Annotated in this window: 30 protein-coding genes; 17 read left to right on the forward strand and 13 right to left on the reverse strand. The window is 68.3% G+C overall.

The features are described from left to right. Positions 1 to 51 precede the first annotated feature (51 nt). Complete coding sequence (locus tag JCM7685_RS04465; RefSeq protein WP_074965703.1) at positions 52 to 1,233, forward strand: SPOR domain-containing protein; 1,182 nt, start codon at positions 52 to 54, stop codon at positions 1,231 to 1,233. 4 nt (positions 1,234 to 1,237) lie between these two features. Here JCM7685_RS04465 and JCM7685_RS04470 read toward each other — a convergent pair whose 3' ends face one another. From JCM7685_RS04470 to JCM7685_RS04480, 3 genes are all read right to left on the reverse strand, one after another. Next, positions 1,238 to 2,257, reverse strand: coding sequence for a hypothetical protein (locus tag JCM7685_RS04470; RefSeq protein ID WP_074965704.1), 1,020 nt, complete (start codon positions 2,255 to 2,257; stop codon positions 1,238 to 1,240). A 234-nt stretch (positions 2,258 to 2,491) separates the two neighbouring features. Beyond that, a complete protein-coding gene (gene rpoH, locus JCM7685_RS04475) occupies positions 2,492 to 3,397 on the reverse strand; it encodes an RNA polymerase sigma factor RpoH (RefSeq protein ID WP_074965705.1) in 906 nt (301 codons plus the stop codon). Between the two features lie 68 nt (positions 3,398 to 3,465). Then, the gene (locus JCM7685_RS04480) at positions 3,466 to 4,491 is read right to left on the reverse strand and encodes an RluA family pseudouridine synthase (RefSeq protein ID WP_074965706.1); all 1,026 of its coding nucleotides are present in this window, start codon (positions 4,489 to 4,491) and stop codon (positions 3,466 to 3,468) included. Between JCM7685_RS04480 and JCM7685_RS04485 the strand changes: the two genes are divergently transcribed. Continuing rightward, entirely contained in the window at positions 4,490 to 4,795 is a 306-nt protein-coding gene (locus JCM7685_RS04485; RefSeq protein ID WP_231964685.1) for a DUF6476 family protein, read from the forward strand. The two genes, JCM7685_RS04480 and JCM7685_RS04485, sit on opposite strands and share 2 nt — an antisense overlap. On the opposite strand, the gene JCM7685_RS04490 is transcribed toward JCM7685_RS04485, so the two are convergent. Continuing rightward, positions 4,786 to 5,028, reverse strand: a complete 243-nt coding sequence (locus JCM7685_RS04490) for an accessory factor UbiK family protein (protein ID WP_074965708.1) — start codon at positions 5,026 to 5,028, stop codon at positions 4,786 to 4,788. The genes JCM7685_RS04485 and JCM7685_RS04490 overlap by 10 nt on opposite strands. Before the next feature lie 130 nt (positions 5,029 to 5,158). On the opposite strand from JCM7685_RS04490, the gene lgt reads away from it, so the two are divergent. Genes lgt through pgeF form a run of 3 tightly spaced genes read left to right on the forward strand, consistent with a single transcriptional unit; the run spans position 5,159 to position 7,850 of the window. Further along, positions 5,159 to 6,046 carry a prolipoprotein diacylglyceryl transferase gene (gene lgt / locus JCM7685_RS04495; RefSeq protein ID WP_074965709.1) on the forward strand — a complete coding sequence of 296 codons (888 nt, stop codon included), beginning with the start codon at positions 5,159 to 5,161 and terminating at the stop codon, positions 6,044 to 6,046. After that, complete coding sequence (locus tag JCM7685_RS04500; protein WP_074965710.1) at positions 6,043 to 7,086, forward strand: class I SAM-dependent methyltransferase; 1,044 nt, start codon at positions 6,043 to 6,045, stop codon at positions 7,084 to 7,086. The genes lgt and JCM7685_RS04500 overlap by 4 nt, the downstream gene beginning before the upstream one ends. Further along, positions 7,086 to 7,850 carry a peptidoglycan editing factor PgeF gene (gene pgeF, locus JCM7685_RS04505; protein ID WP_074965711.1) on the forward strand — a complete coding sequence of 255 codons (765 nt, stop codon included), beginning with the start codon at positions 7,086 to 7,088 and terminating at the stop codon, positions 7,848 to 7,850. Before JCM7685_RS04500 ends, pgeF begins: the two co-directional genes overlap by 1 nt. A gap of 157 nt (positions 7,851 to 8,007) precedes the next feature. On the opposite strand, the gene JCM7685_RS04510 is transcribed toward pgeF, so the two are convergent. Beyond that, positions 8,008 to 8,427 (reverse strand): hypothetical protein, encoded by a 420-nt coding sequence (locus JCM7685_RS04510; protein WP_074965712.1) that lies wholly within the window; start codon positions 8,425 to 8,427, stop codon positions 8,008 to 8,010. A 91-nt stretch (positions 8,428 to 8,518) separates the two neighbouring features. Continuing rightward, positions 8,519 to 9,019 carry an Lrp/AsnC family transcriptional regulator gene (locus JCM7685_RS04515; protein WP_074965713.1) on the reverse strand — a complete coding sequence of 167 codons (501 nt, stop codon included), beginning with the start codon at positions 9,017 to 9,019 and terminating at the stop codon, positions 8,519 to 8,521. Between the two features lie 161 nt (positions 9,020 to 9,180). Between JCM7685_RS04515 and trxB the strand changes: the two genes are divergently transcribed. From trxB to JCM7685_RS04535, 4 genes are all read left to right on the forward strand, one after another. Continuing rightward, on the forward strand, positions 9,181 to 10,203 hold the full coding sequence (gene trxB, locus JCM7685_RS04520) for a thioredoxin-disulfide reductase (RefSeq protein ID WP_074965714.1): 1,023 nt from the start codon (positions 9,181 to 9,183) through the stop codon (positions 10,201 to 10,203). Beyond that, a complete protein-coding gene (locus tag JCM7685_RS19815; protein ID WP_074965715.1) occupies positions 10,200 to 10,859 on the forward strand; it encodes a bifunctional sulfate adenylyltransferase/adenylylsulfate kinase in 660 nt (219 codons plus the stop codon). The genes trxB and JCM7685_RS19815 overlap by 4 nt, the downstream gene beginning before the upstream one ends. A 93-nt stretch (positions 10,860 to 10,952) precedes the next feature. Beyond that, complete coding sequence (locus JCM7685_RS04530) at positions 10,953 to 11,675, forward strand: hypothetical protein (RefSeq protein ID WP_231964686.1); 723 nt, start codon at positions 10,953 to 10,955, stop codon at positions 11,673 to 11,675. Positions 11,676 to 11,703: 28 nt separating this feature from the next. Beyond that, a complete protein-coding gene (locus JCM7685_RS04535) occupies positions 11,704 to 12,648 on the forward strand; it encodes a glycosyltransferase family 8 protein (protein WP_074965717.1) in 945 nt (314 codons plus the stop codon). A 3-nt stretch (positions 12,649 to 12,651) separates the two neighbouring features. Here the strand turns inward: JCM7685_RS04535 and JCM7685_RS04540 are convergent, their stop codons facing one another. The 4 genes from JCM7685_RS04540 to JCM7685_RS04555 all read right to left on the reverse strand — a co-directional run bounded on the left by JCM7685_RS04540 (position 12,652) and on the right by JCM7685_RS04555 (position 15,056). After that, entirely contained in the window at positions 12,652 to 13,386 is a 735-nt protein-coding gene (locus JCM7685_RS04540; RefSeq protein ID WP_170848872.1) for a Crp/Fnr family transcriptional regulator, read from the reverse strand. Positions 13,387 to 13,701: 315 nt separating this feature from the next. Continuing rightward, a complete protein-coding gene (locus JCM7685_RS04545) occupies positions 13,702 to 13,938 on the reverse strand; it encodes a DUF1150 family protein (protein WP_074965719.1) in 237 nt (78 codons plus the stop codon). Positions 13,939 to 13,951: 13 nt separating this feature from the next. Beyond that, the gene (locus JCM7685_RS04550) at positions 13,952 to 14,362 is read right to left on the reverse strand and encodes an Hsp20 family protein (RefSeq protein WP_074965720.1); all 411 of its coding nucleotides are present in this window, start codon (positions 14,360 to 14,362) and stop codon (positions 13,952 to 13,954) included. Positions 14,363 to 14,474: 112 nt separating this feature from the next. Further along, a complete protein-coding gene (locus JCM7685_RS04555; protein ID WP_074965721.1) occupies positions 14,475 to 15,056 on the reverse strand; it encodes a hypothetical protein in 582 nt (193 codons plus the stop codon). Between the two features lie 157 nt (positions 15,057 to 15,213). Here JCM7685_RS04555 and JCM7685_RS04560 point away from each other — a divergent pair, with 157 nt between their 5' ends. From JCM7685_RS04560 to JCM7685_RS04570, 3 genes are read left to right on the forward strand one after another with little or no spacing between them, the layout of a single operon-like run. After that, positions 15,214 to 15,432 (forward strand): YdcH family protein, encoded by a 219-nt coding sequence (locus JCM7685_RS04560; RefSeq protein ID WP_074965980.1) that lies wholly within the window; start codon positions 15,214 to 15,216, stop codon positions 15,430 to 15,432. A gap of 50 nt (positions 15,433 to 15,482) precedes the next feature. Beyond that, positions 15,483 to 15,968 carry a 5-(carboxyamino)imidazole ribonucleotide mutase gene (gene purE / locus JCM7685_RS04565; protein WP_074965722.1) on the forward strand — a complete coding sequence of 162 codons (486 nt, stop codon included), beginning with the start codon at positions 15,483 to 15,485 and terminating at the stop codon, positions 15,966 to 15,968. Then, entirely contained in the window at positions 15,961 to 17,004 is a 1,044-nt protein-coding gene (locus tag JCM7685_RS04570) for a 5-(carboxyamino)imidazole ribonucleotide synthase (RefSeq protein WP_074965723.1), read from the forward strand. Before purE ends, JCM7685_RS04570 begins: the two co-directional genes overlap by 8 nt. On the opposite strand, the gene cobD is transcribed toward JCM7685_RS04570, so the two are convergent. Further along, the gene (cobD, locus tag JCM7685_RS04575; protein ID WP_074965724.1) at positions 16,988 to 17,950 is read right to left on the reverse strand and encodes a threonine-phosphate decarboxylase CobD; all 963 of its coding nucleotides are present in this window, start codon (positions 17,948 to 17,950) and stop codon (positions 16,988 to 16,990) included. The genes JCM7685_RS04570 and cobD overlap by 17 nt on opposite strands. 232 nt (positions 17,951 to 18,182) lie before the next feature. Between cobD and JCM7685_RS04580 the strand changes: the two genes are divergently transcribed. From JCM7685_RS04580 to JCM7685_RS04595, 4 genes are read left to right on the forward strand one after another with little or no spacing between them, the layout of a single operon-like run. Further along, positions 18,183 to 18,683 (forward strand): type III secretion system chaperone family protein, encoded by a 501-nt coding sequence (locus JCM7685_RS04580; RefSeq protein ID WP_074965725.1) that lies wholly within the window; start codon positions 18,183 to 18,185, stop codon positions 18,681 to 18,683. 24 nt (positions 18,684 to 18,707) lie between these two features. Then, complete coding sequence (proC, locus tag JCM7685_RS04585; RefSeq protein ID WP_074965726.1) at positions 18,708 to 19,511, forward strand: pyrroline-5-carboxylate reductase; 804 nt, start codon at positions 18,708 to 18,710, stop codon at positions 19,509 to 19,511. Then, a complete protein-coding gene (locus tag JCM7685_RS04590; protein WP_074965727.1) occupies positions 19,508 to 19,840 on the forward strand; it encodes a tRNA-binding protein in 333 nt (110 codons plus the stop codon). Before proC ends, JCM7685_RS04590 begins: the two co-directional genes overlap by 4 nt. 52 nt (positions 19,841 to 19,892) lie before the next feature. Beyond that, entirely contained in the window at positions 19,893 to 20,852 is a 960-nt protein-coding gene (locus JCM7685_RS04595) for a magnesium transporter CorA family protein (RefSeq protein ID WP_074965728.1), read from the forward strand. Here JCM7685_RS04595 and JCM7685_RS04600 read toward each other — a convergent pair. Next, on the reverse strand, positions 20,849 to 21,523 hold the full coding sequence (locus tag JCM7685_RS04600) for a DUF1045 domain-containing protein (protein ID WP_074965729.1): 675 nt from the start codon (positions 21,521 to 21,523) through the stop codon (positions 20,849 to 20,851). The genes JCM7685_RS04595 and JCM7685_RS04600 overlap by 4 nt on opposite strands. A gap of 88 nt (positions 21,524 to 21,611) precedes the next feature. Between JCM7685_RS04600 and JCM7685_RS04605 the strand changes: the two genes are divergently transcribed. Further along, positions 21,612 to 22,682, forward strand: coding sequence for a DUF475 domain-containing protein (locus JCM7685_RS04605; protein WP_074965730.1), 1,071 nt, complete (start codon positions 21,612 to 21,614; stop codon positions 22,680 to 22,682). 104 nt (positions 22,683 to 22,786) lie between these two features. Here JCM7685_RS04605 and JCM7685_RS04610 read toward each other — a convergent pair whose 3' ends face one another. Then, positions 22,787 to 24,604, reverse strand: coding sequence for an aminopeptidase P family protein (locus JCM7685_RS04610; RefSeq protein ID WP_074965731.1), 1,818 nt, complete (start codon positions 24,602 to 24,604; stop codon positions 22,787 to 22,789). Between the last annotated feature and the right edge of the window lie 13 nt (positions 24,605 to 24,617).

Consider the following 24,617-nt stretch of genomic DNA (forward strand, 5'->3'; position numbering starts at 1 on the left):
CAGGGCTTTGGGTCTATCACCGTCCCGAAGGGCCGATTCGGGGACGGGACGATGCTGTGGATTCTGCGGGTGATGCTGGTCTTGCTGCCGGGGCTTGCGCTGGCCCAGGACCTGCGCCCGGCCGAAGAGCCGCCGGCGGATTTCTTTGCGCGCCAGTATATCGACAGCAAGGGCTGCGTCTTCCTGCGCGATGAGGGCGGCGGATGGCAGCCCCGCGTCTCGCGCGACGGCACGCCGATCTGCGGCTATCCGCCGACGCTGTCCGCGCGCGGGCTGGACGGCAAGCCGAGGTTGCGCGCGCTGGACCCGAATGCCGGCCGCAGCCGGGCCGAACTGCTGGAAGAGGCGCTGTCGCAGACCGTCATCACCCAGGTCCGCCCGGGCGAGCTGGCCAGCGACCCGCAACCGATGGAGAAACTGCCTGACCTGGGGCCGGAACCCATGGCCTCGGGCCCAGCCGAGGATTTGCGCGCCGCCGTCGCCGCCGCGCCGTCGGTGCGCCAGGGTATGGGCGGCGGGCTGAAGCCGAACCTGCGGCTTTGCGAACTGCTGGGCTACGACGGCAAGGTCGGGCCTGCCCGGCTGGGCAGCGACCCGTCCCAGGGCTATTGCGACTCGCTGCCCGATGCGGATCTGTCGCGGCTGAGCTTCATGCGTCCCATCGGCAGCGGCACCGATCCGGCGCTGTCACCCGCGGCCACAGCGCAAACCGAAGCCACGGCGGCGGCACCGCCCGCTTCGGGCAAGCAGGTCGAGAAAAAAGCCTCGCCCCCGGCAGTCGAAGCGGCGGCGAAACCGATGGACGCGTCGCCTTCCAAATCCGACCGGATTACGGCCAAGCCGGCAAAGACCAGAGACCAAGCCTCCCCAGCCTCGGCGCGAACCGCCCAGGCGGATGCGAAGGACCCTGTGGCCAAAGGCGCGGATGCGCCTGCAAAGAGCGCTGTCGCCACGGTCGCGAATACGCCTAAAACGCAGACGCCGGGTTCGGCGGGCATGATCCCGGCCGGGGCGCGCTATGTGCAGCTGGGGACCTTCGGCAACCCCGGCAATGCCGATCGCGCGATGCAGCGGGTGGCGGCGTTGGGCTATCCGGTCCTGCGCGGCAAGGACAGGGTTGGCGGGCGCGAGATGCAGGTCATCATGGCCGGCCCGTTCACGGATCGCGAAAGCATCGTGCGGGCGCTGGATGCCATCCGCCGTGCCGGGTTCCGCGACGCCTTTGCGCGTTAAGGCGCTATTGGTCGCAGATTTCCTGCAGCGCGATCCATTCGCGGTCGCTCAGCACCGGCTTCGGAACGGCGGTGCGGAAGGGATCGGCCTCGATCAGCCCCAGCACCGCCTCTCCGGTCGGATCCAGCGAGCGGGCATAGGGTTCGCTGGAAATGCCGGCGCGGGTGAAATAGGCCAGCAGCTGCTCGTCGTCGGGACGCGGCACCGGATCGGCCAGCAGCGTCTCGCCATAGCCCGACAGCGATTTTCGGGGCAGGGTGCCGGCGGTGAGCAGGTGGAAGGTGGCGCGCGGCCCGGCATAGCGCAGCGCGGCCAGCATCGGGTCGTTCTCGACCGCCGCGGCCTGGGCGGCCAGGATATGGCCGGCGGCGACCTCGGGGGAAAGCTGGCCCTCGATCAGGTCCTCGCCGACCACCGTGATCGGGCCGGGCAGGCGGATCGCGCCGCGCAGGGTGGCGGGGACTACGGCGATCTGCGCCTCGGGGCCGATCAGCCGCAGCGCCAGTTTCTGGCGCACCATGTCGCCCGCGGGGCGCGAGCAGGGGTTGCCGGTGGTCTTGGCGATCTCGGACAGGATGATCCGCCCGATCTCGGCCCGCTGGGCGGGGGGCGCGATATCGGCGGCGTGGCGCACCAGCGCCGGAGGCACCCAGAACACCGCCAGGATGGTCATCACCGCCGCGGCGCCCAGCATCATCCCGCTGCGCAGGCGTCCGGGATGCGGCTTGCTGGCCTCGATGGCGCGATGCACCTTCGAGATGGCCGAGATCATCAGCTCGTCCTCGATCTCGACCTCTTCGCCGGCTTCGGGGCCGCCGGGCGCATAGCGGGCGGGCATCTTGCCGGGGTTCAGCCGCGTGACCGCCGGCAGCGACCAATGCGCCAGCGGCACCTCGGAGCGCGGATCGGTCAGCACCAGCGTCGCATCGCCGAACGAGACGATGACATCGCGCAGCTGCGATTTCGGCGTCTCGCGCCAGACGCCGGCGGCCTCGAGCCTTTGATACTGGTTCAGCGCTGTCATTCCTGCGCCATCGGCCTCCGCTGCCCTGTCCCGACCATAAGCCAAGCCCGGCGCCGGTCAACCAGCCCGCTTTTCAAGGAAATTCCCGACCGGCGCCAGAGGGGGAAATGCCGGAGGGCGACCGGGCGGATGCCGGGGCATCGAACGCCGCCCCCGTCCGAAACGGCCCCGCGCGGATTTGGCCGGGATGGGATCCGCACCCGTCCGTGCCCGGACCCCGGCGTTCCGCATGTCTCAGACGCTTTCGGGCACGGCCATGCCGCGTTCGCGGGCCAGGTCCCGGATGCGGTTCTGCAATTTCTCGAAGGCACGGACCTCGATCTGGCGGATGCGCTCGCGCGAGACATCATAGCGCGAAGACAGGTCCTCGAGCGTCATCGGATCGTCGCGCAGCCGGCGCTCCATCAGGATGTCCTTTTCGCGGTCGTTCAACACGTCCATGGCCGCGATCAGCATCTCGCGCCGCGCCGACAGTTCATCGGCCTCGGCGAAGGCTTCGGCCTGGTTGGCGCTGTCGTCCTCGAGCCAGTCCTGCCATTGCGAGGTCGATTCGCCGTCGCCCGAGCCCACGGTCGCGTTCAGCGATGCATCGCCGCCGGACAGCCGGCGGTTCATGTCGATGACTTCCTGTTCCGACACGTTCAGGTCATGGGCGATCTGGGCGACGTTTTCCGGCCGCAGGTCCCCCTCCTCCAGCGCACCCAGCTTGGACTTGGCCTTGCGCAGGTTGAAGAACAGCTTCTTTTGCGCGCTGGTCGTGCCCATCTTCACCAGCGACCAAGACCGCAGGATGTATTCCTGGATCGAGGCGCGAATCCACCACATCGCGTAGGTGGCGAGGCGAAAACCCTTTTCCGGGTCGAAGCGCTTGACCGCCTGCATCAGGCCGACGTTCGCTTCCGAGATCACCTCGGCCTGGGGCAGGCCATAGCCGCGGTAGCCCATGGCGATCTTGGCGGCCAGCCGCAGGTGCGAGGTGACCAGCTTCTGCGCCGCCTCGGGATCCTCGTGATCCGTCCAGCGCTTGGCCAGCATGTATTCCTCCTCCGGCTCCAGCAGGGGAAACTTGCGGATCTCCTGCAGGTAGCGGTTCAACCCCTGTTCGGGGCTGGGTGCCGGAAGTTGGGTGTAGTTCGCCATCTGAAATTTTCCCTGTCCCGCGCACAGGCGGGTTCATTATGAACGCTATCATGCCGGCGCGGGTTCCGTCAGGCGGCGTCTCCGCGCAATTTCGCCAGCAGCCCGGCCATGTCCGGCGGCGGCAGGCTGGAAAAGGCCAGCGCTTCGCCGCTGACCGGATGCTGAAAGCCCAGCTCGGCCGCGTGCAGCGCCTGGCGGGGGAAAGCCGCGACCGCCGCGGCGACCTCATCCCCCAGCGCGCGGGCCGAGGCGCGCCTGTTGCCACCATAGACCGGATCGCCGACCAGCCCCAGCCCGGCATGGGCCATATGCACGCGGATTTGATGCGTGCGGCCGGTTTCCAACCGGCATTCCACCAGCATCACGGCGGGCGGCGTGCCGAATGTCTCCAGCAGCCGCGCCCGCGTCACCGCATGGCGGCCGTTCTGAAAGCTGACCGCCTGCCGCTGGCGGTCGGTCGGGTGCCGGCCCAGCAGGGTGGTGATGCGCAGCACTCTCCCCGGTTCGAACGCGAGGCCGGGCAGGCCGCGCAGCCGGGCGTCGGCCGGGTCGATCAGCCCATGCGCCAGCGCCAGATAGCGCCGATGCGCGGAATGGTCGGCGAATTGCCGGGCCAGCCCCTGGTGGGCGCGGTCGGTCTTGGCCACGACCAGAAGGCCCGAGGTCTCCTTGTCGATGCGGTGCACGATGCCGGGCCGCGCGGCGCCGCCGATGCCCGACAGGCTGTCCGCGCAATGGTGCAGCAGCGCGTTGACCAGCGTGCCCGAGGGCGCGCCGGGCGCGGGATGGACCACCATGCCGGCAGGCTTGTCCACGACGATCAACTCGTCGTCCTCATAGGCGATCGCCAGCGGGATCGCCTCGGGGCGGGCGTCCAGCGTCTCGGGTGCGCCGATCTCGACCAGATAGTCGCCGGTCTCGGCCCGGGCCTTGCCGTCGGTCACCGGACCCGAGGGGCCGCGCACCGCGCCCTCGGCGATCAGTTTCGCCAGGCGCGAGCGCGACAGCGCCGCCTGCTCTGGCGCGCAAAGTGCAAGCGCCTTATCAAGCCGGTCGGAAAGACCTTCGGGAATGGTGATGAGGATGTCGGCCATGGCGCGGGATGATAGGGCGGATGCGGGGCCAGAGGAAGCGCTGCCGATGCTGCGCTGGCTGCGCTTCCTGGTGACCGCGCTGGCGGCGGTGATGGGTCTGGGCGTGCTGGTGATCGCGGCGCTCTTGTGGCTGCGGCTCTCCGAGGCGCCGTTGCCGGAACTGCCCGACAGCGTCGCCCTGCCCGAGGGCGCCAAGCCCGCCGCCGTCACCTTCGCCCGCGACTGGCTGGTCGTGGTGACGGAAGGCGGCGAGGTGCTGCTTTACGACAGGCAGGGCCGGCTGCGCGAACGGGTTCAGCCCTGAGCCTTCAGCGCCTCGATCTCGGCCCGCAGCTCGGCATTCTCGGCCCGGGCCTTGATCGCCATCTCGCGCACGGCCTCGAATTCCTCGCGCGTCACGAAGTCGCGCTCGGCCAGCCAGCGGTCGATCCAGCCGTTGAAGGCGGCCTGCGCCTCGTCCTTGGCGCCCTGGGCCACGCCCATGGCATTGGTCATCAATTTCGAGAGATCGTCGAGAAAGCGGTTGTTCGCGGTCATGGCGGGCCTTTCGGTTCAGCGTTGCCCCCTATATGGCCCCGGGGGCGCGGCTGTTCAATCGGCCTTGGGCGGGGCGGTTGACACCCGCCGCCCCCCGCGTAGCCTGCGCGCCGAACCCGTCGAGGAGCCCATGATCCCTTTCCCGAACATTTCGCCCGAGATCTTTACCATCCATCTTTTCGGCATGGAGTTCTCGCTGCGCTGGTATGCGCTGGCCTATCTGGTGGGGCTGCTGGTCGGCTGGCGGATCGTGGTGGCGCTGATGCGGCGCCCGCGGCTGTGGGGCGACGCCGCGCCGATGCGGCCGGAACAGGTCGAGGAGCTGCTGACCTGGGTGATCCTGGGCGTGGTGCTGGGCGGCAGGCTGGGCTTCGTGCTGTTCTATGAGCCGGCCTATTACCTGGCCAACCCCGGCATGATCCCGGTGCTGTGGCATGGCGGCATGTCCTTCCACGGCGGTTTCCTGGGCGTGGTGCTGGCCTCGTGGTGGTTCTGCCGGCGCCACGGCATCCCGGCGCTGCGGCTGGCCGACGCGCTGTCGGTGGCGACGCCCATCGGGCTGGGGCTGGGCCGGATCGCGAATTTCATCAATGCCGAGCTGTGGGGCCGGCCGACCGACGCGCCCTGGGGGGTGATCTTCCCGGGCGAGGCGGCGCAAAGCTGCCCCGGCGTCACCGGGCCCTGCGCCCGTCACCCCAGCCAGCTTTACGAGGCCGGGCTGGAGGGCATCCTGCTGGCGCTGGTCCTGTTCCTGCTGGTCCGCGCCGGCGGCTTGCGGCGGCCCGGGCAGGCGTTGGGGGTCTTCGTCATGGGCTACGGCCTGTCGCGCTTCGTGGTCGAGTTCTTCCGCCAGGCGGACGCGCAATTCATCACCCCCGACAACCCGCTGGGCCACGTGCTGGGCGGGCCGGTCTGGGGCGTCAGCATGGGGCAGCTGCTGTCGCTGCCCATGGTCCTGATCGGGCTGGCGTTCCTGCTGCGGGCGCGGGCGCGGCCGGCCGTGCCTGAACCCGCATGACGCCCCTGGCCGGCATGATCGCGGCGCGGATCCGCATGTCGGGGCCGATGCGGCTGGACGACTACATGCGGCTGTGCCTGCTGCATCCCCGGCACGGCTATTACGCGACGCGCGATCCCTTCGGGGCGGCCGGCGATTTCACCACCGCGCCCGAGATCAGCCAGATGTTCGGCGAGATGATCGGCCTCGCCCTGGCGCAGGCCTGGCTGGACCAGGGCAGACCAGCACCCTTTGCGCTGGCCGAGATCGGGCCGGGCCGGGGCACGCTGATGGCCGACATCCTGCGCGCGATCCGCGTCGTCCCCGGCATGGCCGAGGCGGCTCGGGTGCATCTGGTCGAGGCCTCAGCCCATCTGCGCCAGATCCAGCGCGCGCGGCTGGGCGCGGTCGCGCATCTGGACGATGTCGCCGAACTGCCCGAGATGCCGCTGTTTCTGGTCGCGAACGAGTTCTTCGACGCGCTGCCGATCCGGCAGTTCCAGCGCAGCGCCGACGGTTGGGCCGAGCGCATGGTGACGCTGGACGACAGCGGCGCGCTTGCCCTGGGGCTTGGGCCCGCCCTGCCGGGTCCCGCCGCGCCCGAGGGGCAGATCCGCGAAACCTGCCCCGATGCCGGCCCCGTCGTCTCGGCCATCGCCGCCCGCATCGCCGGGCATGGCGGCTTGGCCATCGTCATCGACTACGGCGATTGGGACGGGCAGGGCGACACCTTCCAGGCCCTGCGCCGCCACCGCCCCGAGGATCCGCTGGCCCATCCCGGCGAGGCCGACCTGACCGCCCATGTCGATTTCGCGCCCCTGGCCGCGGCGGCGCGGGCGGCAGGGGTCCGCGCCTCGCGCAGGATCACGCAGGGCGATTGGCTGCTGCGGCTGGGAATCGCGCCGCGGGCCGAGCGGCTGGCCGCGGCCGGGGACGCCGGCGCCATGGCCGCGTTTCATCGCTTGACCGCGCCGGGGGAAATGGGTCACCTGTTCAAAGTTCTGGCCTTCTGGGCGCCCGGCGCGCCCGTGCCGCCCGGTTTCGAACCCTTGGAAAACTGATGCAGACCACGCTGGAAATCCTGACCCATCCTCTGCTCGACACGGTGCGGCACGGCTTTTTCACCCGCCGCGGCGGCGCCTCCTCGGGGCTGTTTTCCGGGCTGAACTGCGGCTTCGGCTCCAGCGATCAGGCCGAGATCGTGGCCATCAACCGCGCCCGCGTGGCCGAGGCGATGGGCGTGCCGCCCGGCCGGCTGGCGACCGTGCACCAGGTGCATTCGGCCGAGGTCGCCGTGCTGCGCGCGGGCGACGACCCCGCCGGTTTCACGCAGCTCCGCGCCGACGGCATCGTCACCGACCAGCCGGGGGTGGCCCTGGCGGTGCTGACCGCCGATTGCCAGCCGATCCTGCTGGCCGACCCGCAAGCGGGCGTGATCGGCGCCGTCCATGCCGGTTGGCGGGGGGCGCTGGCGGGGGTGATCGAGGCCGCCGTCTCGGCGATGCAGGACCTGGGCGCCGACCGCATCCGCGCGGTGATCGGCCCGACCATCAGCCAGCGGGCCTATGAGGTCAGCGAGGAGTTCATGGAGGAATTCCTGGTCGAGGATCCCGACTACCACCGCTTCTTCTCCGGCGGACCGAACGGGCGGCCGATGTTCGACCTGCCGTCCTTCGGCCTGATGCGGCTGCGCGACGCCGGGGTCGAGGCGGAATGGACCCGGCATTGCACCTATTCCGACCCGGACCGCTTCTTCTCCTATCGCCGCAGCACGCATCAGCATGAGGCGGACTACGGGCGGTTGATCTCGGCGATTGCGCTGTGATGCGACGGGATGCCTGAAGTGCGCGACCAGGGTCGCCGGGCGTTGATCTTGCCGGAAACGAGACGGGATGGGCGCACGGGTCCTGAGTTGCTGTCAGGCCCTCCGAAGGCGGGGTGCGATGACTGCTTCGCGGACATTGCTGCCGTTGGCACGCTGATCATAGCATCGGGTGCGCTGGCCTAGACAGGATGTCGGCAATCCACGGATCAGTATGATCCTTCACTGGGTCATCGCTTCCATCAGGGGTTCGAGGATACTCTCCGGCGTCGAATGCCTCATATATTTCGTAGAATGGTTGTGGGACGTGTCCGCCGTCCTCAACGCCATCGAGCCAGGCCCTCCACAGATAGTTCATGATGGAGTCACAGATCTGATAGCTAAGCATGTTAGCGGCATAGCGCTCAGCAATCATCAACCCAATCAGGTTGAAGAACTGATGATATTTTAGACCGCCAGCCCAAACCTCTATTTGTTTCGAGGGGATTATTTGGTGCGGCAGCGCGCGTGCTATCTCAATCATCTGGCCAAGCTGCAACTCAAGATCGTGGCCATGCTCGGATGCCTCGAATTCCATCATGTCTTTGGAAACTCCGCTAAGGTGAGACGCTATGCCGCTACATCGCAATGACAATAGTGCTTACCATTATCGTCCGCTAACGGCTCACCCCTTACCCCACCGCCGCCGCGCGCGCCTCGACCACCTCGAAGGGCACGCCCGGCTCGTCCTTGGCGCAGCGGATCACCAGCGAGGTCTTGACCGAGGCCACGTTCGGCGCCGAGGTCAGGCTTTCCGTCAGGAAGCGCTGGAAGCTCGGCAGGTCGGGCGAGACGCATTTCAGGATGAAGTCGATCTCGCCGTTCAGCATGTGGCACTCGCGCACCAAGGGCCAGTCGCGGCACAGCGCTTCGAAGGCCGAAAGGTCGCGTTCGGACTGACTCAGCAGGCGGACCATGGCAAAGACCTGCACCTCGAAGCCCAGTTCGCGGGGATCGATCTCGGCGTGATAGCCGCGGATATAGCCCATTTCCTCAAGCGCGCGCACGCGGCGCAGGCAGGGCGGGGCCGAGATGCCCACCCGCCGCGCCAGCTCGACATTGGTCATGCGGCCGTCGCCCTGAAGTTCTGCCAGGATTTTTCGGTCGATCTCGTCCAGTCTGGCGCCGCTCATCTGTTCCTCTTGGCCGGTCTGCCGGCCGAAATCATGCGGGAAGCTACCCCGCCGGGTCGTTGTGCGCAATATTCTTTCCGTGCCGGCGCCCGCGCGCGGGGTGGATTGCATGCGCTGGCGGGGGTGATTACCTAGGCGGCGCAACGCGAAAGGTCCAGTCCATGTCCCATGCCGCCGAAACCGCCGCCGAAACCGCGGGCGCCGTCCTGCCCGCCCATACCCGCGTGCTGATCGTGGGCTCGGGTCCGGCGGGTTATACCGCCGCCGTCTATGCGTCGCGCGCCATGCTGCATCCGGTGCTGATCCAGGGCTTGCAACCCGGCGGCCAGCTGACCATCACCACCGAGGTCGAGAACTGGCCCGGCGAGACCGAGATCCAGGGCCCCGACCTGATGGTCAAAATGGAGGCCCATGCCCGGGCCATGGGCGCGCGCATCTTTGTCGACACGGTGACGACGCTGGACCTGAAGGCGCGGCCCTTCGTCGCGGAACTGGACAGCGGCGCCCGGATCACCGCCGATGCGGTCATCCTGGCTACCGGCGCGCAGGCGCGCTGGCTGGGGCTGCAGAGCGAAGAGAAGTTCAAGGGCTTCGGCGTTTCGGCCTGCGCGACCTGCGACGGCTTCTTCTATCGCGGCCGCGAGGTGGTTGTGATCGGCGGCGGCAATACCGCGGTCGAGGAGGCGTTGTTCCTGACCAATTTCGCCAGCAAGGTGACGCTGGTGCATCGCCGCGACAGCCTGCGGGCGGAAAAGATCCTGCAAGAGCGGCTGTTCCGCAATCCCAAGGTCTCGGTGCTGTGGGACCACGGCCTGGTCGAGGTCGAGGGGACCGAGGCGCCCCTGGGCGTGACCGGGGTCCGGGTCCGGCATGTCGCCCAGGGGACCGAGCAGGTGATCCCCGCCGACGGGGTCTTTATCGCCATCGGCCATGCGCCGGCCTCGGAGCTGGTCGCGGGCCAGCTGGAGCTGCACAACGGCGGCTATGTCAAGGTCGAGCCGGGCAGCACCCGCACCTCGATCCCCGGCGTGTTCGCGGCCGGCGATCTGACCGACCACATCTATCGCCAGGCGGTGACCAGCGCCGGCATGGGCTGCATGGCGGCGCTGGACGCCGAGCGCTGGCTGGCCGAACACGACATGGCCGGCGCCCCCGACACCCATGGCGCCGAGATCCCCGCGTGAGCGGCTTCCCGGCGCTGCCCGAGCTTTACGTCACGCCCTCGGCCGCGCAGGGGCTGCGGGACGAGGCGGCGCGACGGCTGCAATGGGTGCTGTCGCCGGAGCAGATGCGCGACCTGGCTCTGCTGATGGACGGGGCGATGTTCCCGTTGCGCGGCTATCTGGCACAGGCCGATCATGCCGCGGTCGCCGCGGGCGGCCGGCTGGCCTCGGGCGCGTTCTGGCCGTTGCCGCTGGCGCTTGAGGTCTCGGCCGGCTTCGCCGCCACCCTGGAACCCGGCGAGGACATCGCGCTTTGCGCCCCCGACGGCGCGGTGCTGGCGATCCTGTCGGTGACCGATCGCTGGGGCGGCGATCCGCTGCTGCTGGGCGGGCGGGTGAAGGGGCTGGCGCCCCCGCCGGGCCGCGCGGCCGATCTGACCCCGAACGCGCTGCGGGCGTGGTTCCGCGCCGCGGGCTGCACCCGGGTGGTGGCTGAGCTGGGCACCGCCGTGACGCTGCGTCCGGACGCCGGTGCGGCGGTGGTGCTGCCGCTGGCGGGCGAGGCCGCCTGGCAGGCGATCGCGGCGCGCAACCATGGCGCCACGCATCTGGACACCGGCGGCGACGCCGCTTTGCGGGCCCTGGCCGCCGAGGTCGGCCTTGAACCGCTGGGCTGAATCCGCGTTGGGCGCGATGAAAGGAAAGCGCAGATGACCGAGCCTGTCCTGATCCTGACCATGAAATGGGGCACCCTCTATGGGGCCGACGACGTGAACCGGCTGTTCCGTCAGGTGCGCCGCCACCTGGCGCGGCCGCATCGCTTCGTCTGCTTCACCGACGACGCCCAGGGGCTCGACCCCGGCGTCGAGGCGCTGCCGCTGCCCGAGCTCGGCCTGCCCAAGGGCCACGGCGACACCCGCTGGCGCAAGCTGGCGCTGTTTCGCCGCGACCTGGGCGGTTTCGCGGGCATGACGGCGCTGTTTCTGGACCTGGACCTGGTGGTGGTGGACGACCTGGAGCCGTTCTTCGACCTGCCCGGCGAATTCTTCATCATCCGCGACGATGACCTGTTCCGGCCGAAGCCGCTGCGCAAGGTCAATCCGACGCGGGACCGCTTCCTGCATTCGGTCGGGAACTCCTCGGTCTTCCGCTATCGGGTCGGGGCGCATTCCTATGTCCTGGACGCCTATCTGGCCGATCCCGCGGCGGCCGCTGAAGGTTACGAGCACGAGCAGCAATTCCTGAGCGGTGAGCTCCTGAAACGCGGCCTTATGCAGTATTGGCCTAAGGGGCTTTGTGTTAGTTTCAAGAATGATTGCGTGCCGCGCAATTTTCGAAGTTATTTCCGTAATCCGGTGCTTCCTATGGGCGCCAGAATCGTGTTGTTTGCGGGGGCTCCGAAGATGGATGATGTGTTCTCGGGACGTGGAAACAAGTGGTATCGCCGAATTGGAGATATCGAATGGCTTCGCACTGCTTGGACCGCTGATTGAAAGCGTGCAGCGTAACGGAGAAACTGGGATGCACATCGTTACCGGATCGGATGATAATTATGTTCCAGGCGTTATGGTGCTGATTGCATCGACACTATGGCACAATCCTGGGGCGCATTTTACTATTCTGGATATGGGAATTTCTCGAGAGAATCGCGCTAGAATAGATCTTCTAGGAGAGAGATTGGGCGCGATAATTCATAGAATTGAAGTTGCGGAGGACCGGTTTAATAATCTATTTATTCGACGCGCCCATCTCAAGCGAAGCGCCTACCTTCGGTTGCTTATTCCTGAACTTCTACCTGATAGCGATCGTGTCATATATATGGATTGCGATATGGTTGTGACGGGTCGCTTGGAGGCGTTGGATCAAGTTCCTCTAGAAGCATACCCGATTGCGGCAGTCGCCTGTCCCTCGCCAGACCCCAGGGAACTCGCTGCGACTGAGACCAAGCTTGGAGAATATGTGAATTCTGGACTACTTGTCATGAACTTGCCCCTTTGGAGAAATGAGAATATCGCAGAGGCTTGTGAAAGGGCCCTTTCCGACCCGAGCTGCCCGCGACTGTGTGAGGATCAATCGGCGATAAATATTGTATGTCGCGGACGCGTCAAGCTATTGGATCCATGCTATAATATTTATGCAAACGAGCCGACTTATATGTCGCCAGAAAGCCTGCCAAAAAAAATAACAGTGCTGCACTATGTTGTGAATGTCAAGCCGTGGATGTGGAATGTCTCTTTTGGAGAAATATGGGATTTTCACGCCGATCGTATATCGGATCTGTTGCCGCCACGGAGACGAAAGAATTTTTTCCAGCTGGCGACAAGAATTGAGTCCCATCGACGGATGGTCTTCGGTCTTGCAATGGGACGCAAGAAACATTGGCAGCGGCTCAAGGTTCGGCGGGCAATCCGAGAAAATATCGTTCTGCCTTACCTTCAAGCACAAAAGGAACGGCCGACTGAATAGTTCTCAAAGCAGCCGCTTGTAGCTCAGCCGGCCCGGTTGCAGCACGCGCACTATGCCGCGACCCAGCTCGATGATGCCCTGGGCCCGCAACGCGGCCAGGGTGCTGTTCACGGTCTGGCGCGAGCAGCCGGCCAGCAGCGCAAGCTGCGCCTGGCTGATGTGCAATTCGCTTCGTGCACCGGTGGACAGGCGCAGCAGGTGCAGGCAGATCCGCGCCTCGGCCGGATAGAATTGCGCGATGGCCAGCTGGCGCTGGTCGCGGACCAGCCGGCCGTGCAGGATGCCGGCGAAATTGCGCAGGATCACCTCGGTCGGGACGAATTCCATCAGCAGCGTGCTGCTGAAGCCCAGCAGCCGGCTGTTCGGCATCGCCCGGCAGGTGGCGGCGCAGGTCTTGCCCGACAGCAACTCGACCTCGCCCATGACCTCGCCCGCTCCGGCGATATGGGCGATGACGGTGTTGCCGTCCACGTCGACGAAGGTGACTTCGACCCGGCCCTCGACGATCAGGAAGGCGCAAGGGGTCTCTTCGTCCTGCGACAGGATCTCGGTCGCGGTGGAAAACGCCCGCGGCGTGCATTGCGCATAGAAGGCGCGCCGCCGCTCGACGGTCAGCCCTTCCAGCAACGCGGGTTTCAGGCCGTCCCAGCGCGACAGCGGAAACCAGGGCAGCGCGGGTGCAGAGCCGCGCCCTTCAGACCCACGCGAAGCGCGGTCGAGCCGGATTGCGTCGTTCAAGATGTCTCTCGCCTGCCCAGAATATACGCTTGGTATCGCATGAAATGGGGCAAAACGGAACGAAAAAAAGCCCACCTGAAGGCGGGTAAGCCCCCCGTCCGGGCGGAGCAACGCGCCAGGGGATCCGTCACTGGTTAAACACGTACTGGCACTTGGATCCCCAGACGTTACGAATAACTAGCGGATTGTTGCCGAGTCTTGTGTCGGCTAGCCGACATATGATGCAAAATATTTTTGCAACTCGGGCGCGGCTGATGCTTTTGTCTATCGCTTTTGCCCGTCCCGGCAGGCGCTGGGGCGGGATGCGTGGGGGCCTTAGTGCACGCTGACCGGGGTCAGTTCGTTCTGGCGCGCCAGCAGAAAGGCCAGGCTGCGGTCGCGGACCAGCGCCAGCCGTTCGCCGTCAACGCCATGCACGGCATAGAGCGCCTCGACGCCGGGCACCTGGCGGCGCACCTCGTCGGGCAGCGTCTCCATGGCGACGCGGCGGATATAGACGATGTTGCCCGCGCTGTCGTTCTGTTGCGGTCCGAAGTCGAATTTCTCGTTCATCTGCGATCCCCTTTCACTTTCGGCTGATCGGTATGGTCTGTACGATGCCGTCGGGCACCGAACGGCGCAGGTCGATGTCCAGCAGGCCGTTTTCCAGCCGCGCGGCGACGACCTCGACCCCTTCCGCCAGCACGAAGCTGCGCTGGAAGGCGCGGGCGGCGATGCCGCGGTGCAGGAAGACCCGCTCCTCGTCCACCTCGGCCTGGCGGCCGCGAATCACCAGCTGGCGGTCTTCCAGCGTGATGGCGAGGTCGTCTTCCGAGAAGCCGGCCACGGCCAGGGTGATGCGGAACCCGTTCGGGCCCTGGTGTTCGATATTGTAGGGCGGGTAGCCCTCGGCGCCCTTGGCGGCGCGTTCGACCAGGCGTTCCAGCTGGTCGAACCCCAGCAGGAACGGATGAGCGGCCAGACTGATCTTGGTCATTCGCCAAGCCCTTTACATCTAAAGCGACTGTCGGCCGGACCCCGGAACGGCGATCCGGCAGGACCAATATGTGAACGCGGCGACCCGGAAACAAGAGGCCGGCCGCCCAGGATCAGGGCCGCAGGCCGCAGGCGGCCAGCGCGGCGCGGATCGCCTGGCCCGAGCCCGCCAGCGGCAGGACGCCCTGGCCGCGGTCGTCGGCAAGCTCGACCCGGCCGCCGGTCAGCAGCCCGCCGAGCAGCGCCGAGCCCGAAGGCGCCGGCGTCGCCCGCAGGCCGTCTTTCGCCGCGAAGGGCTGCGGGATGCGCCGCCCGTCGATGCCGATCCGCATCGAGCCGGTCGAGCCCGCCATGCCCCGCACCGCGACCAGGCCCTGGCTGCCCCGCTGGCACATGTAGAGCAGCTCCAGCCGCCCGGATCGCACCCGGGCCAGATGCGTCTTCCCGCCGTCCGCCGTGCCGGTCGTCCAGCCCTGCGCCTGCGGTTTCGCTGGCTGCGCGGCGCGGGGTGGGGCCGGGGCCTCGACGCACTGCCGGGCGACGCAGGCCTCATAGGCGGGGTTCGTCGCCGGGCCGTGGTGGAACAGGCAGGAATTGACGCAAAGCTGCATCGGGTCCTGCTGCGCCGCCGCGGCCGACGGCAGGACCAGAAGCAGCGCCATCAGGGCGCGGCCGGGGCGGAATGAAAGCGGCATGGTCGATCCTTTTGTTCGGAGGCCGGGCCAGCTTCCGCTGCGCCGCCGCGTACTGGCAAGCCTTTTCGCCGCGGCCGGGCCCGCGTCATGCGGCAAGCCCATTAACAAGCCGGAATCGCTGCGGTATAACCGGCGCAGTCCAGCCCGAGGCCCGATGATGAACGCCGAATACGAAATGTCGCAGGAAGAGATCGCGCGCGCCCGGCTCGAGGTGCTGCGGCGCGAACATCGCGACCTGGACGAGGCGATCGCGGCGCTGACCAGCCAGTCCCTGACCCATTCGCTGACCTTGCAGCGGCTGAAGAAGCAGAAGCTGGCGCTGAAGGACCGCATCGCCAAGCTGGAAGACGAGCTGACGCCCGACATCATCGCCTGATTGCATCGCCGCCGCCGCCGCGCTAGGGCGGGGCGAAAAGGGGGCACTGGATGGAAAAACCCGTTGGAATCATCATGGGCAGCCAGTCCGACTGGCCGACCATGCGCGAGGCCGCCGCGATCCTCGACGAATTGGGCGTGGGCTACGAGGCGCGGATCGTCAGTGCCCATCGCACCCCCGACCGGCTGTGGGACTATGGCAAGACCGCCGTGGCCCGCGGCCTGAAGGTGATCATCGCCGGCGCCGGCGGCGCGGCGCATCTGCCGGGCATGATGGCCAGCAAGACCCGGGTGCCGGTCATCGGCGTGCCGGTGCAGACCAAGGCGCTGTCGGGCGTCGATTCGCTTTATTCCATCCTGCAGATGCCCAAGGGCTATCCGGTCGCGACCATGGCCATCGGTTCGGCGGGGGCCGCCAATGCCGGGCTGATGGCGGCGGGCATCCTCGCGATCTCCGATCCCGATCTGGCCGCGCGCCTGGACGCCTGGCGGCAGGCCCTGTCCGATTCCATCCCCGAGGAGCCGAAAGATGAGTGAACTTGCCCCCGGTTCGGTGATCGGAATCCTGGGCGGCGGGCAGCTGGGGCGGATGCTCTCGGTCGCGGCCAGCCGGCTGGGCTATCGCACGCATATCTACGAGCCCGGCGCGGCGCCGGCCGGCGACGTCGCCCATGCGGTGACGAATGCGCCCTATGAGGACGCGGCGGCGCTGCGCGCCTTCGCCGAATCGGTCGATGTGATCACCTATGAATTCGAGAACGTGCCGACCTCGGCGCTGGACCTGCTGGAATCGATTCGCCCGATCCGCCCCAACCGCCGCGCGCTGGCGGTGTCGCAGGACCGGCTGACCGAAAAGGATTTCCTGACCGGAATCGGCCTGGCCACCGCTCCCTATCGCGACGTGGAAACCGAATCCGACCTGCCGGCCGCGCTGGCGGCGCTGGGGACGCCCGCGATCCTGAAGACGCGGCGGCTGGGCTATGACGGCAAGGGCCAGATCCGGTTTTCGGACACGGGCCAGCGGGACTGGACCGGCGCTCCCTCGGTGCTGGAGGGTTTCGTGACCTTCTCGGCCGAGGTCAGCGTCATCGTCGCCCGCGGCGCCGACGGCCAGGTCGCGGCCTATGACCCCGGGCTGAACGTGCATCGCGAGGGCATCCTGCGCACCACCACCGTGCCTTGCGGGCTGCCGGCCGGCCTCTTGACCGACGCGGTGCTGATCGCGGCGCGGATCGTCAATGCGCTTGACTATGTCGGCGTCATGGGGGTCGAGCTGTTCGTGACCCGCAACGGGCTTGTGGTGAACGAGATCGCGCCGCGGGTGCACAACTCGGGCCACTGGACCCAGGCGGGCTGCGCCGTGGACCAGTTCGAGCAGCACATCCGCGCCGTCGCCGGCCTGCCCCTGGGCGACGGCCAGCGCTACGCCGATGTCGAGATGGAGAACCTGATCGGCGACGACATCCTGCGCCTGCCCGAGCTTCTGCGGCAGCCGCGCACCCAGGTTCACATCTATGGCAAGGGCGAGGCCCGCCCTGGCCGCAAGATGGGTCACGTCAACCGGCTGCCGTAAACGCGGCCTTCACCCGGTCGAACTCGTCGCGATGGCCCGGGATGCCCAGGCGCAGCCAATGCTTGTGCCAGGGAAAGGCGCGGCTCCAGATCCCGGCGCGGGCAAGACTGTCCCGCGCCGTTTCCGCGTCCGGCGTGTCGTAGAGCCGGAACAGATGCGTGCCGCCGATCAGCGGCCAATGCGGGGTCACGATCTGGTCGAGATGCAGCGCCGCCTCGGACAGCCAGACCACGGTGTCGGCATGCCAGGCGTCGTCGGCCAGCGCCGCCGCGCCGATTTCCAGCGCCGGGCCGGCGACCGGCCAGGGTCCGGCGCGCTCGGCCAGCCGGGCCAGCAGGTCGGGGGCGCCCAGTGCGAAGCCCAGCCGCAGACCGGCGAGGCCCCAGAACTTGCCGAAGCTGCGCAGCACGGTGACATTGTCCGGCCGCCGCGCCGCCACCGACAGGTCGGGGCGGGCATCGGCAAAGCTTTCGTCCACCACCAGATGCGTGACCATGCCGGCCAGGTCCGCGATCTCGGAAGGCGTGAAGCTGCGCCCGTCCGGGTTGTTCGGGTTCACGATCACCGCCAGATCGGCCGCGGCCAGCCGCAGCGGGTCGGTCACCTGCTGTACCTGCCAGCCGGCGGCGGAAAGGCTGGCCGCGTGTTCGTTATAGGTCGGCGACAGCACCGCCGCGTGATAGCCGGTCAGCACATGCGGCAGCAGCTGGATCGCGGCCGAGGCCCCGGCCAGCGGCAGCACCTGGTCCTGGGGGCAGCCGAAGCGGCGGGCGGCGGCGGCGCGCAGCCGCGCCTGATCCGCACCCGTGGGCAGGTCCGCCAGCGCATGGGCCGAGAGCGGCGCCGGCACCCAGGCCCGGCGGTTGATCCCGGTCGAGAGGTCGATCCAGTCGCCGCGACCGAAGCGTCCCGCCGCCCAGTCCGTATCGCCGCCATGGTCGCGCATCCCGGTTTCTCCTGCCGCCTGTTGCCCGGCGGTTGAAGCCTGCCGGCCCGGCCGGGTCAAGCGTCCGCCGCCGGGTCGGGTGCCGGCAGTAACGGAATTTTCGCTTTACACCCTCATGGAACGGTTCCACGATATATGGTAGGCGCACCGGGCGGGTCACGCCGGGTGTAGTCCGCGCCACAACGGATTGGGGATAACTTCGATCCAAGCGCAGGCAGGCAGGGGGACAGGCATGGCACAGATGGACTTCATCCACAGCGACGACATCCATCCCATCGACATCGTCGAGACGGTCGCCGCGCATCACGCATGGGACTTCGACCGCCTGGCCGAGGACCAGATCGCCATGGTGGTCGAGGGCCAGTGGCGCAGCTATTCCATCACGCTGGCCTGGTCGCCGGGCGAAGAGGTGCTGCGGTTGATCTGCACCTTCGACATGGACCCTCCGTCCGAGCGGCTGCCGGCGCTCTACGAGGTGCTGAACCTGGCCAACGACCAGGTCTGGGACGGCGGCTTCACCTTCTGGGCGCCGCAGAAGCTGATGGTCTGGCGCTATGGCCTGGTTCTGGCGGGCGACGCCATGGCCGCGCCGGCGCAGATCGACCAGATGATCCGCAGCGCGGTCGAGAACGCGGAACGCTTTTATCCCTGCTTCCAGCTGGCCTGCTGGGGCGATGCCACGCCCGCCGCCGCCATGGACATCGCCATGGCCGAAGCCTACGGTCGCGCCTGAAAGGCCAGGACACGGGGCAAGGACATGGATTTCTCGGATGTGAACGCGCGCGGGCTGGTGCTGGTCGGCTGCGGGCGCATGGGCGGCGCGCTGCTGGACGGCTGGCTGAAGGGCGGGCTGGCGGCGCGGGCGGTGCATGTGCTGGACCCGCATCCCCGGGCCGAACTGTCGGATCTGGGTATTTCAGTAAACGGAAAGTTGCCGGCGGACCCGGCCGTGCTGGTCATTGCCGTGAAGCCGCAGATGATGGCCGATGTCCTGCCGCGGCTGTCGGTCGGGGCGGAGACGCTGGTGGTCTCGGTCGCGGCGGGGGTGACGCTGGGCGCCTATGAGGCCGCCTTTCCGGCCGCGCCGATCGTGCGGACCATGCCGAACACGCCGGCGGCCATCGGGCAGGGCATCACCGCGATCATCGGCAACGCCCGCACCGGCGCGGCCGAGATGGCGCTGGCCGAGGCGCTGATGTCCGCCATCGGCCGCGTCGTGCGGCTGGAACGCGAGGATCAGATGGACGCGGTGACGGCGCTGTCCGGCTCGGGTCCCGCCTATGTCTTTCATATGATCGAGGCCATGGCCGCGGCGGGCGTCGCCGAGGGGCTGGCGCCCGCGCTGTCGCTGGCCCTGGCGCGCGCCACCGTGGCCGGCGCCGGCGCCCTGGCGGTGGCCGAGGACGAGGATCCGGCGAGGCTGCGCGAGGCCGTCACCTCTCCGGGCGGAACCACGGCGGCGGGGCTGCGCGCGTTGATGGACCCCGACAGCGGCCTGCCGCCGCTGATGCGGCGCACCATCGCCGCGGCGGCCGCGCGCGGGCGCGAGTTGGGGAAATGATCGGCTACGAGGATTTCGCCAAGGTCGATATCCGCGTCGGCCGCATCATCCGGGCCGAGTCCTTTCCCGAGGCGAGGAAGCCCGCCTTCAAGCTGTGGGTGGATTTCGGCCCCGAGATCGGCGAGCGGCGCTCTTCGGCCCAGCTGACCGCGCATTACACGCCCGAGACGCTGGTGGGCCGGCAGGTGCTGGGGGTGGTGAACTTTCCGCCGCGCCAGATAGGCCCGGTGCGATCCGAGGTGCTGGTGCTGGGCCTGCCCGATGCGGCGGGCGATGTGGTGCTGATCGCGCCCGAACGCGAGGTGCCGCTGGGCGGCCGGATGTATTGAGGCGCGGGATTGCCGGGCCGGTGCGCAGGCGCCGGGACCGGATGGGGGCGGGATGCTTTACAGCTATGTCAGCCAGGGTTTGGGGCTTGTGCCGCAGCCGCAGGGCGCGGTGCTGGCCGATGCGATCTGGATCGACCTCTATCGCCCGCTGGAGTCGCAGGTGCGGGCGGTCTCGGCGCTGGGCTACGACGTGCCGACGCTGGCCGACATGGAAGAGATCGAGATCTCGAGCCGGCTTTATACCGACAACGGCCGGATCTACATGACCGCCGTGCTGCCGGGGCAATTGCCCGACGGCACCCAGGTCGCCATGCCGGTGACCTTCATCCTGGACCAGCACCGGCTGGTCACCGTGCGCCACCACGCGCCCCGTCCCTTCGAGACCTTCCCGCCCCGCGCCGACCGTTCGAGCAGCGGCTGCGGCTCGCCCGCCCGGGTGTTCCTGGGGCTGATCGAGGACATCGTCGGCCGGCTCGCCGACCTTTCCGAGGGCGTCGCCCGGGCGCTGGACGCGACGGCGGCAAAGGTTCTGACCATGAGCTCGGCCCGGGACGCGGGCTCGTTGCAGGTCTCGCTGGTGACGGTGGGCCGGCAGGCCGAACTGATGAGCCGGGTGCGCATGGGGCTGTTGTCGATGGAGCGCATCCTGGCCTATCACGCCGCCAATTCCGCGCATCAGCCCGACAGTTCCGTGCTGCGCCCGCTGCACGGCGCGCTGCAACGCGACATCCAGGCGCTGGAGGTGCATGCCGATTTCCTGGGCTCGCGCATCGCCATGACGGTGGATGCGACCATGGGCATGATCGGATTGCAGCAGAACGACCGGGTGCGCATCCTGTCGGTGGTGGCGGCGCTGTTCCTGCCGCCGACGCTGATCGCCAGCATCTACGGCATGAACTTCTCTCATATGCCGGAGCTGGAGCTGACCTGGGGATTCCCCATGGCGCTGGGGCTGATGGTCGGCTCGGCCGTCGTCACCTTCCTGGTGCTGAAATGGAAGAACTGGCTCTAGCCGCGCAGGGGCACCTCTTCGATCATGCGCAAGAAGCCGTCCTCGTCCTCGCCCATCAGTGCCACGGCGGCGACGGGCATGGGTGCCGCGACCAGCGGCGCCAGATGCGGCGCGAGCGCCTGCCGCAGCGCCTCGGCCCGGGGCGGGGGCAGTTGGCCGGAGAGGGTCAGGTGATACTGGAACAGGTCCAGCACGAAGGGATAGCCCCAGTGGTCCAGATGCGCGCGGGCCTGCGGGGGAAGGGCGTCGGGGTTGCGGCGGTCGCGCTCGGCCCCGGTCAGCGGCGCGCGCAGATCGTCGAGCCGCGTGACCAGCGCCGATTCCAGCGCCAGCAGTTCCGTCGGCTGATGGAGTGGGCGCAGCGCCAGGAAGCCCCAGTCGCAGCGCGGCTCCAGGTCCAGCGCGAAGGGCGCCAGATGGTCGCAGACCAGCCGCAGGCGGCGGGCCAGGTCCTCGGGCGTGCGGCCTTCGGCGAGATGAAAAGGGGCCTTCAGCGTGGCGTGGAAGCCGTAGCGGCGCGGCACGGTGGTGACGGTCTCGACGTCGGGGGGCAGGCCCTCGGGGCGCAGATGGACCAGCCCGTGCCGCGCGTCCCAGCCCAGCCAGGCGCTGCCGAAATCGCCCAAGGGTCCCTGGGGCAGGTGATAGACCGCATAGCGCCGGAACCGCATGAACCCTCTTTCCGCCCCTGAAAGGCTTGCCTTGCCCGTCTTGCCGGCAAAGCCTATGACCGGGGAAGCAGCGGCACAAGGACGGCGCATGAGATCGACCCTCAGCTATATGACCTGGCCCTTCATCGTCACCGGCCTCGGCCTCGGGCTGGCAGCTGCTCTGGGCTGGCAATACAGCGGCACCGGCTCGGGCGCGCTGGGCTTTTTCCTGATCGCGGCCATCCTCGCGGTGCTGGAAATCTCGCTCTCCTTCGACAATGCCATCGTGAATGCGCAGAAGCTGAAGCAGATGACGCCGAAATGGCAGCACCGCTTCCTGACCTGGGGCATCGTCATCGCGGTCTTCGGGATGCGGGTGATCTTTCCGCTGCTGGTGGTGGTGATCGCCGCCCGGCTCGCGCCGTGGGAGGCGCTGCGCCTGGCCGCGACCCGGCCGCAGGAATATTCCGAGATCATCCACCAGGCGCATCTGCCCATCGCGGCCTTCGGTGGTGCCTTCCTGATGCTGGTGGCGCTGAACTATTTCTTCGACGAGGCCAAGGATGTCGACTGGATCAAGGGCGTCGAATCCTTCCTGCGCCGCCTGGGCGAGATCCGCGGCATGGAGATCGGCTTCGTGCTGGTCTGCATGCTGGCGATCCTGCACTGGCTGCCGGATGCCAGCGAACATACCTTCATCATCGCGGCGATTTGGGGCGTGATCACCTATCTCGGCGTCGACATGCTGGGCCATGTGCTGGACCGCTGGGGCGGCGGGCCGACCTCGGGCGATATGGCGCGCGGCGGCCTCGGCGCCTTCCTCTATCTCGAGGTGCTGGACGCCTCCTTCAGCTTCGACGGCGTGATCGGCGCCTTCGCCCTGACGCAAAACCTGTTCCTGATCGCCATCGGCCTGGGCATCGGCGCGATGTATGTGCGCTCGATGACGGTGATGCTGGTCGAGCGCGGCACGCTGGCCGCCTTTCGCTACCTCGAGCATGGCGCCTTCTGGTCGATCCTGGTGCTGTCGGTGCTGATGTTCGTCCAGACCCTGCGCCCGATCCCCGAGGCCGTGACCGGCCTTCTGGGCGCCTGCTTCATCGGCATGGCCTTCCTCAGTTCGCTGGCCTGGCGCCGCCGCCACCCCGAGGCGGCCGAGGAAACCATCGACGAAGACTGAACCGGCCTCGGTTTCTTCGTTCCCAAAATACTCCCTTGGCCGCGCATCCGGGCACGGCCACAGGAGTATTTGGGGAACAGAGAAGCCCTGCGACGGGGCCGTCGTCAGGCGACCCCGCCCAGGGGTCGCGTCGCCAGGAACAGCCAGTCGCGCGCCTCGACCGTGACCAGGGGCGCGATCTTTTGCCAGACCTCGGCGTGATAGGCGTCGAGCCAGTCGCGCTCGTCCTGCGACAGCAGCGCGGGGTCGATTAGCCGACGGTCGATGGGGGCGAAGGTCAGGGTCTCGAAGCCCAGCATGGCGCGGCCGTCGGCGCCTTCGCGCGGTTCGACCACGATCAGGTTCTCGATGCGGATGCCGAATGCGCCCTCGCGGTAATAGCCGGGTTCGTTCGACAGGATCATGCCGGGGGCCAGCGGGATCTCGGAGATGCGCGAGATCCGCACCGGCCCTTCGTGCACCGACAGGCCCGCGCCGACGCCGTGGCCGGTACCGTGGTCGTAGTCCATGCCCTCGGACCAGAGCGGCGCCCGCGCCAGCGCGTCGATGTGGCAGCCCGCGACCCCTTGCGGGAATTGCACCCGCGACACCGCGATCATGCCTTGCAGCACCCGGGTATAGGGGCGGCGCACGGCGGCATCGACCGGGCCCATCGGCAGGGTGCGGGTGATGTCGGTCGTGCCCATGGCATATTGGCCGCCGGAATCGACCAGCAGCACCTGGCCGGGCAGGATGCGCAGGTCGCTGGCGCGACTGACGTGGTAATGCGGGATCGCCGCATGCGGGCCGGTGGCCGCGATGGTGTCGAAGCTGATGTCGAGGATGCCGCGCGCCCGGCGCAGTTCCTCGAGCTTTTCGGCGACGTCGATCTCGGTCAGCGGCTGCTCGTCCAGCTGCGGGGCGCGGGCGTCGAGCCAGTGCAGCAGTTCGGTCGCCGCCGCGCCGTCCAGCAGATGCGCCTCGCGCATGCCGGCGACCTCGGCCGGGTTCTTCTGCGCCTTCGGCAGGATCACCGGGTCGGGGCCCTCGGCGATGGGGGTGTTCATGCTTTCGATCAGCGTGAAGACCTGATCCGGCGCGCTGGCCGGGTCGACCCGCACCGGACCGGAGAGATTGGTCAGCGCCGGGATCAGCGCCTCGGGCGGCAGGACCGAGACCGCGTTGCCGAGCGCCGCCCGCACCTCGGCGTCGAATTTCGCCGGATTGGCGAAGACCGCGACATGGCCGTTGTCCTCGATGATGGCGAAGCCCTGCACCACCGGGTTCCGGGGCACGTCGGCGCCGCGGATGTTCAGAAGCCAACTCAGCGAATCGGGCAGGGTCAGCACCGCCGCGCGCTGGCCCGCCGCGCGCAGGCCGGCGGCGATGCGGGCGCGCTTGTCGGCGGCGCTTTCGCCGGCCACCGCATCGGGCCACAGCCGCACCGCGCCCGCCGGAGGTTCGGGCTGGTCGGGCCAGATCGCATCGACCGGATTATGCTCGACCGCGATCAGCGCGATGCCCGAGCCGGTCAGGCCCTGTTCCAGTATGCGGATCTCGGCCCGCGTATGCAGCCAGGGGTCATAGCCGATGCGGCCGCCCTCGGGCAGGGCGTCGCGCAGCCAGGCGGCGGGTTTGACCTCGGGCCAGGGCACCGGGGTGAAGGTCGACGTGTCGACCTCTGCTTTGACCTGGACGCGGTAGCGGCCGTCGATGAAGACGCCGGCGCGGTCCGGGGCGACGATGCAGAAGCCGGCGCTGCCGGTGAAGCCGGTCAGCCAGGCCAGCCGCGCGTCCCGGTCCGCGACATATTCGCCCTGATGCGCGTCGGCCCGGGGCACCAGGAAGCCGTCCAGATCGCGCGCCGCCAGCTCGCGCCGCAGCGCGGCCAGCCGCGGCGGGTGGCGGGTCGGGTCGGAATCGCTGTCGTAATCCTGGAACATGGTCCTCTTGTCC

The organism is Paracoccus aminovorans (assembly GCF_900005615.1).
Classification (GTDB): Bacteria; Pseudomonadota; Alphaproteobacteria; order Rhodobacterales; family Rhodobacteraceae; genus Paracoccus; species Paracoccus aminovorans.

What these genes read in the sequence shown, in the direction of transcription:
- JCM7685_RS04600 (WP_074965729.1), bottom strand. Translation starts at nt 21,523, where the DNA reads ATGCGGTTCCGGCGCTATGCGGTCTATCACCTGCCCCAGGGACCCTTG.
- JCM7685_RS04595 (WP_074965728.1), top strand. Translation starts at nt 19,893, where the DNA reads ATGCTTTACAGCTATGTCAGCCAGGGTTTGGGGCTTGTGCCGCAGCCG.
- JCM7685_RS04610 (WP_074965731.1), bottom strand. Translation starts at nt 24,604, where the DNA reads ATGTTCCAGGATTACGACAGCGATTCCGACCCGACCCGCCACCCGCCG.
- JCM7685_RS04555 (WP_074965721.1), bottom strand. Translation starts at nt 15,056, where the DNA reads ATGCCGCTTTCATTCCGCCCCGGCCGCGCCCTGATGGCGCTGCTTCTG.
- JCM7685_RS04545 (WP_074965719.1), bottom strand. Translation starts at nt 13,938, where the DNA reads ATGAACGAGAAATTCGACTTCGGACCGCAACAGAACGACAGCGCGGGC.
- proC (WP_074965726.1), top strand. Translation starts at nt 18,708, where the DNA reads ATGGATTTCTCGGATGTGAACGCGCGCGGGCTGGTGCTGGTCGGCTGC.
- JCM7685_RS04515 (WP_074965713.1), bottom strand. Translation starts at nt 9,019, where the DNA reads ATGAGCGGCGCCAGACTGGACGAGATCGACCGAAAAATCCTGGCAGAA.
- JCM7685_RS04480 (WP_074965706.1), bottom strand. Translation starts at nt 4,491, where the DNA reads ATGGCCGACATCCTCATCACCATTCCCGAAGGTCTTTCCGACCGGCTT.
- pgeF (WP_074965711.1), top strand. Translation starts at nt 7,086, where the DNA reads ATGCAGACCACGCTGGAAATCCTGACCCATCCTCTGCTCGACACGGTG.
- JCM7685_RS04500 (WP_074965710.1), top strand. Translation starts at nt 6,043, where the DNA reads ATGACGCCCCTGGCCGGCATGATCGCGGCGCGGATCCGCATGTCGGGG.
- cobD (WP_074965724.1), bottom strand. Translation starts at nt 17,950, where the DNA reads ATGCGCGACCATGGCGGCGATACGGACTGGGCGGCGGGACGCTTCGGT.
- JCM7685_RS04590 (WP_074965727.1), top strand. Translation starts at nt 19,508, where the DNA reads ATGATCGGCTACGAGGATTTCGCCAAGGTCGATATCCGCGTCGGCCGC.
- JCM7685_RS04510 (WP_074965712.1), bottom strand. Translation starts at nt 8,427, where the DNA reads ATGATGGAATTCGAGGCATCCGAGCATGGCCACGATCTTGAGTTGCAG.
- JCM7685_RS04490 (WP_074965708.1), bottom strand. Translation starts at nt 5,028, where the DNA reads ATGACCGCGAACAACCGCTTTCTCGACGATCTCTCGAAATTGATGACC.
- JCM7685_RS04560 (WP_074965980.1), top strand. Translation starts at nt 15,214, where the DNA reads ATGAACGCCGAATACGAAATGTCGCAGGAAGAGATCGCGCGCGCCCGG.
- JCM7685_RS04580 (WP_074965725.1), top strand. Translation starts at nt 18,183, where the DNA reads ATGGCACAGATGGACTTCATCCACAGCGACGACATCCATCCCATCGAC.
- trxB (WP_074965714.1), top strand. Translation starts at nt 9,181, where the DNA reads ATGTCCCATGCCGCCGAAACCGCCGCCGAAACCGCGGGCGCCGTCCTG.
- purE (WP_074965722.1), top strand. Translation starts at nt 15,483, where the DNA reads ATGGAAAAACCCGTTGGAATCATCATGGGCAGCCAGTCCGACTGGCCG.
- JCM7685_RS04550 (WP_074965720.1), bottom strand. Translation starts at nt 14,362, where the DNA reads ATGACCAAGATCAGTCTGGCCGCTCATCCGTTCCTGCTGGGGTTCGAC.
- JCM7685_RS04470 (WP_074965704.1), bottom strand. Translation starts at nt 2,257, where the DNA reads ATGACAGCGCTGAACCAGTATCAAAGGCTCGAGGCCGCCGGCGTCTGG.
- JCM7685_RS04485 (WP_231964685.1), top strand. Translation starts at nt 4,490, where the DNA reads ATGGCGCGGGATGATAGGGCGGATGCGGGGCCAGAGGAAGCGCTGCCG.
- JCM7685_RS04570 (WP_074965723.1), top strand. Translation starts at nt 15,961, where the DNA reads ATGAGTGAACTTGCCCCCGGTTCGGTGATCGGAATCCTGGGCGGCGGG.
- lgt (WP_074965709.1), top strand. Translation starts at nt 5,159, where the DNA reads ATGATCCCTTTCCCGAACATTTCGCCCGAGATCTTTACCATCCATCTT.
- JCM7685_RS04535 (WP_074965717.1), top strand. Translation starts at nt 11,704, where the DNA reads ATGCACATCGTTACCGGATCGGATGATAATTATGTTCCAGGCGTTATG.
- rpoH (WP_074965705.1), bottom strand. Translation starts at nt 3,397, where the DNA reads ATGGCGAACTACACCCAACTTCCGGCACCCAGCCCCGAACAGGGGTTG.
- JCM7685_RS04465 (WP_074965703.1), top strand. Translation starts at nt 52, where the DNA reads ATGCTGTGGATTCTGCGGGTGATGCTGGTCTTGCTGCCGGGGCTTGCG.
- JCM7685_RS04605 (WP_074965730.1), top strand. Translation starts at nt 21,612, where the DNA reads ATGAGATCGACCCTCAGCTATATGACCTGGCCCTTCATCGTCACCGGC.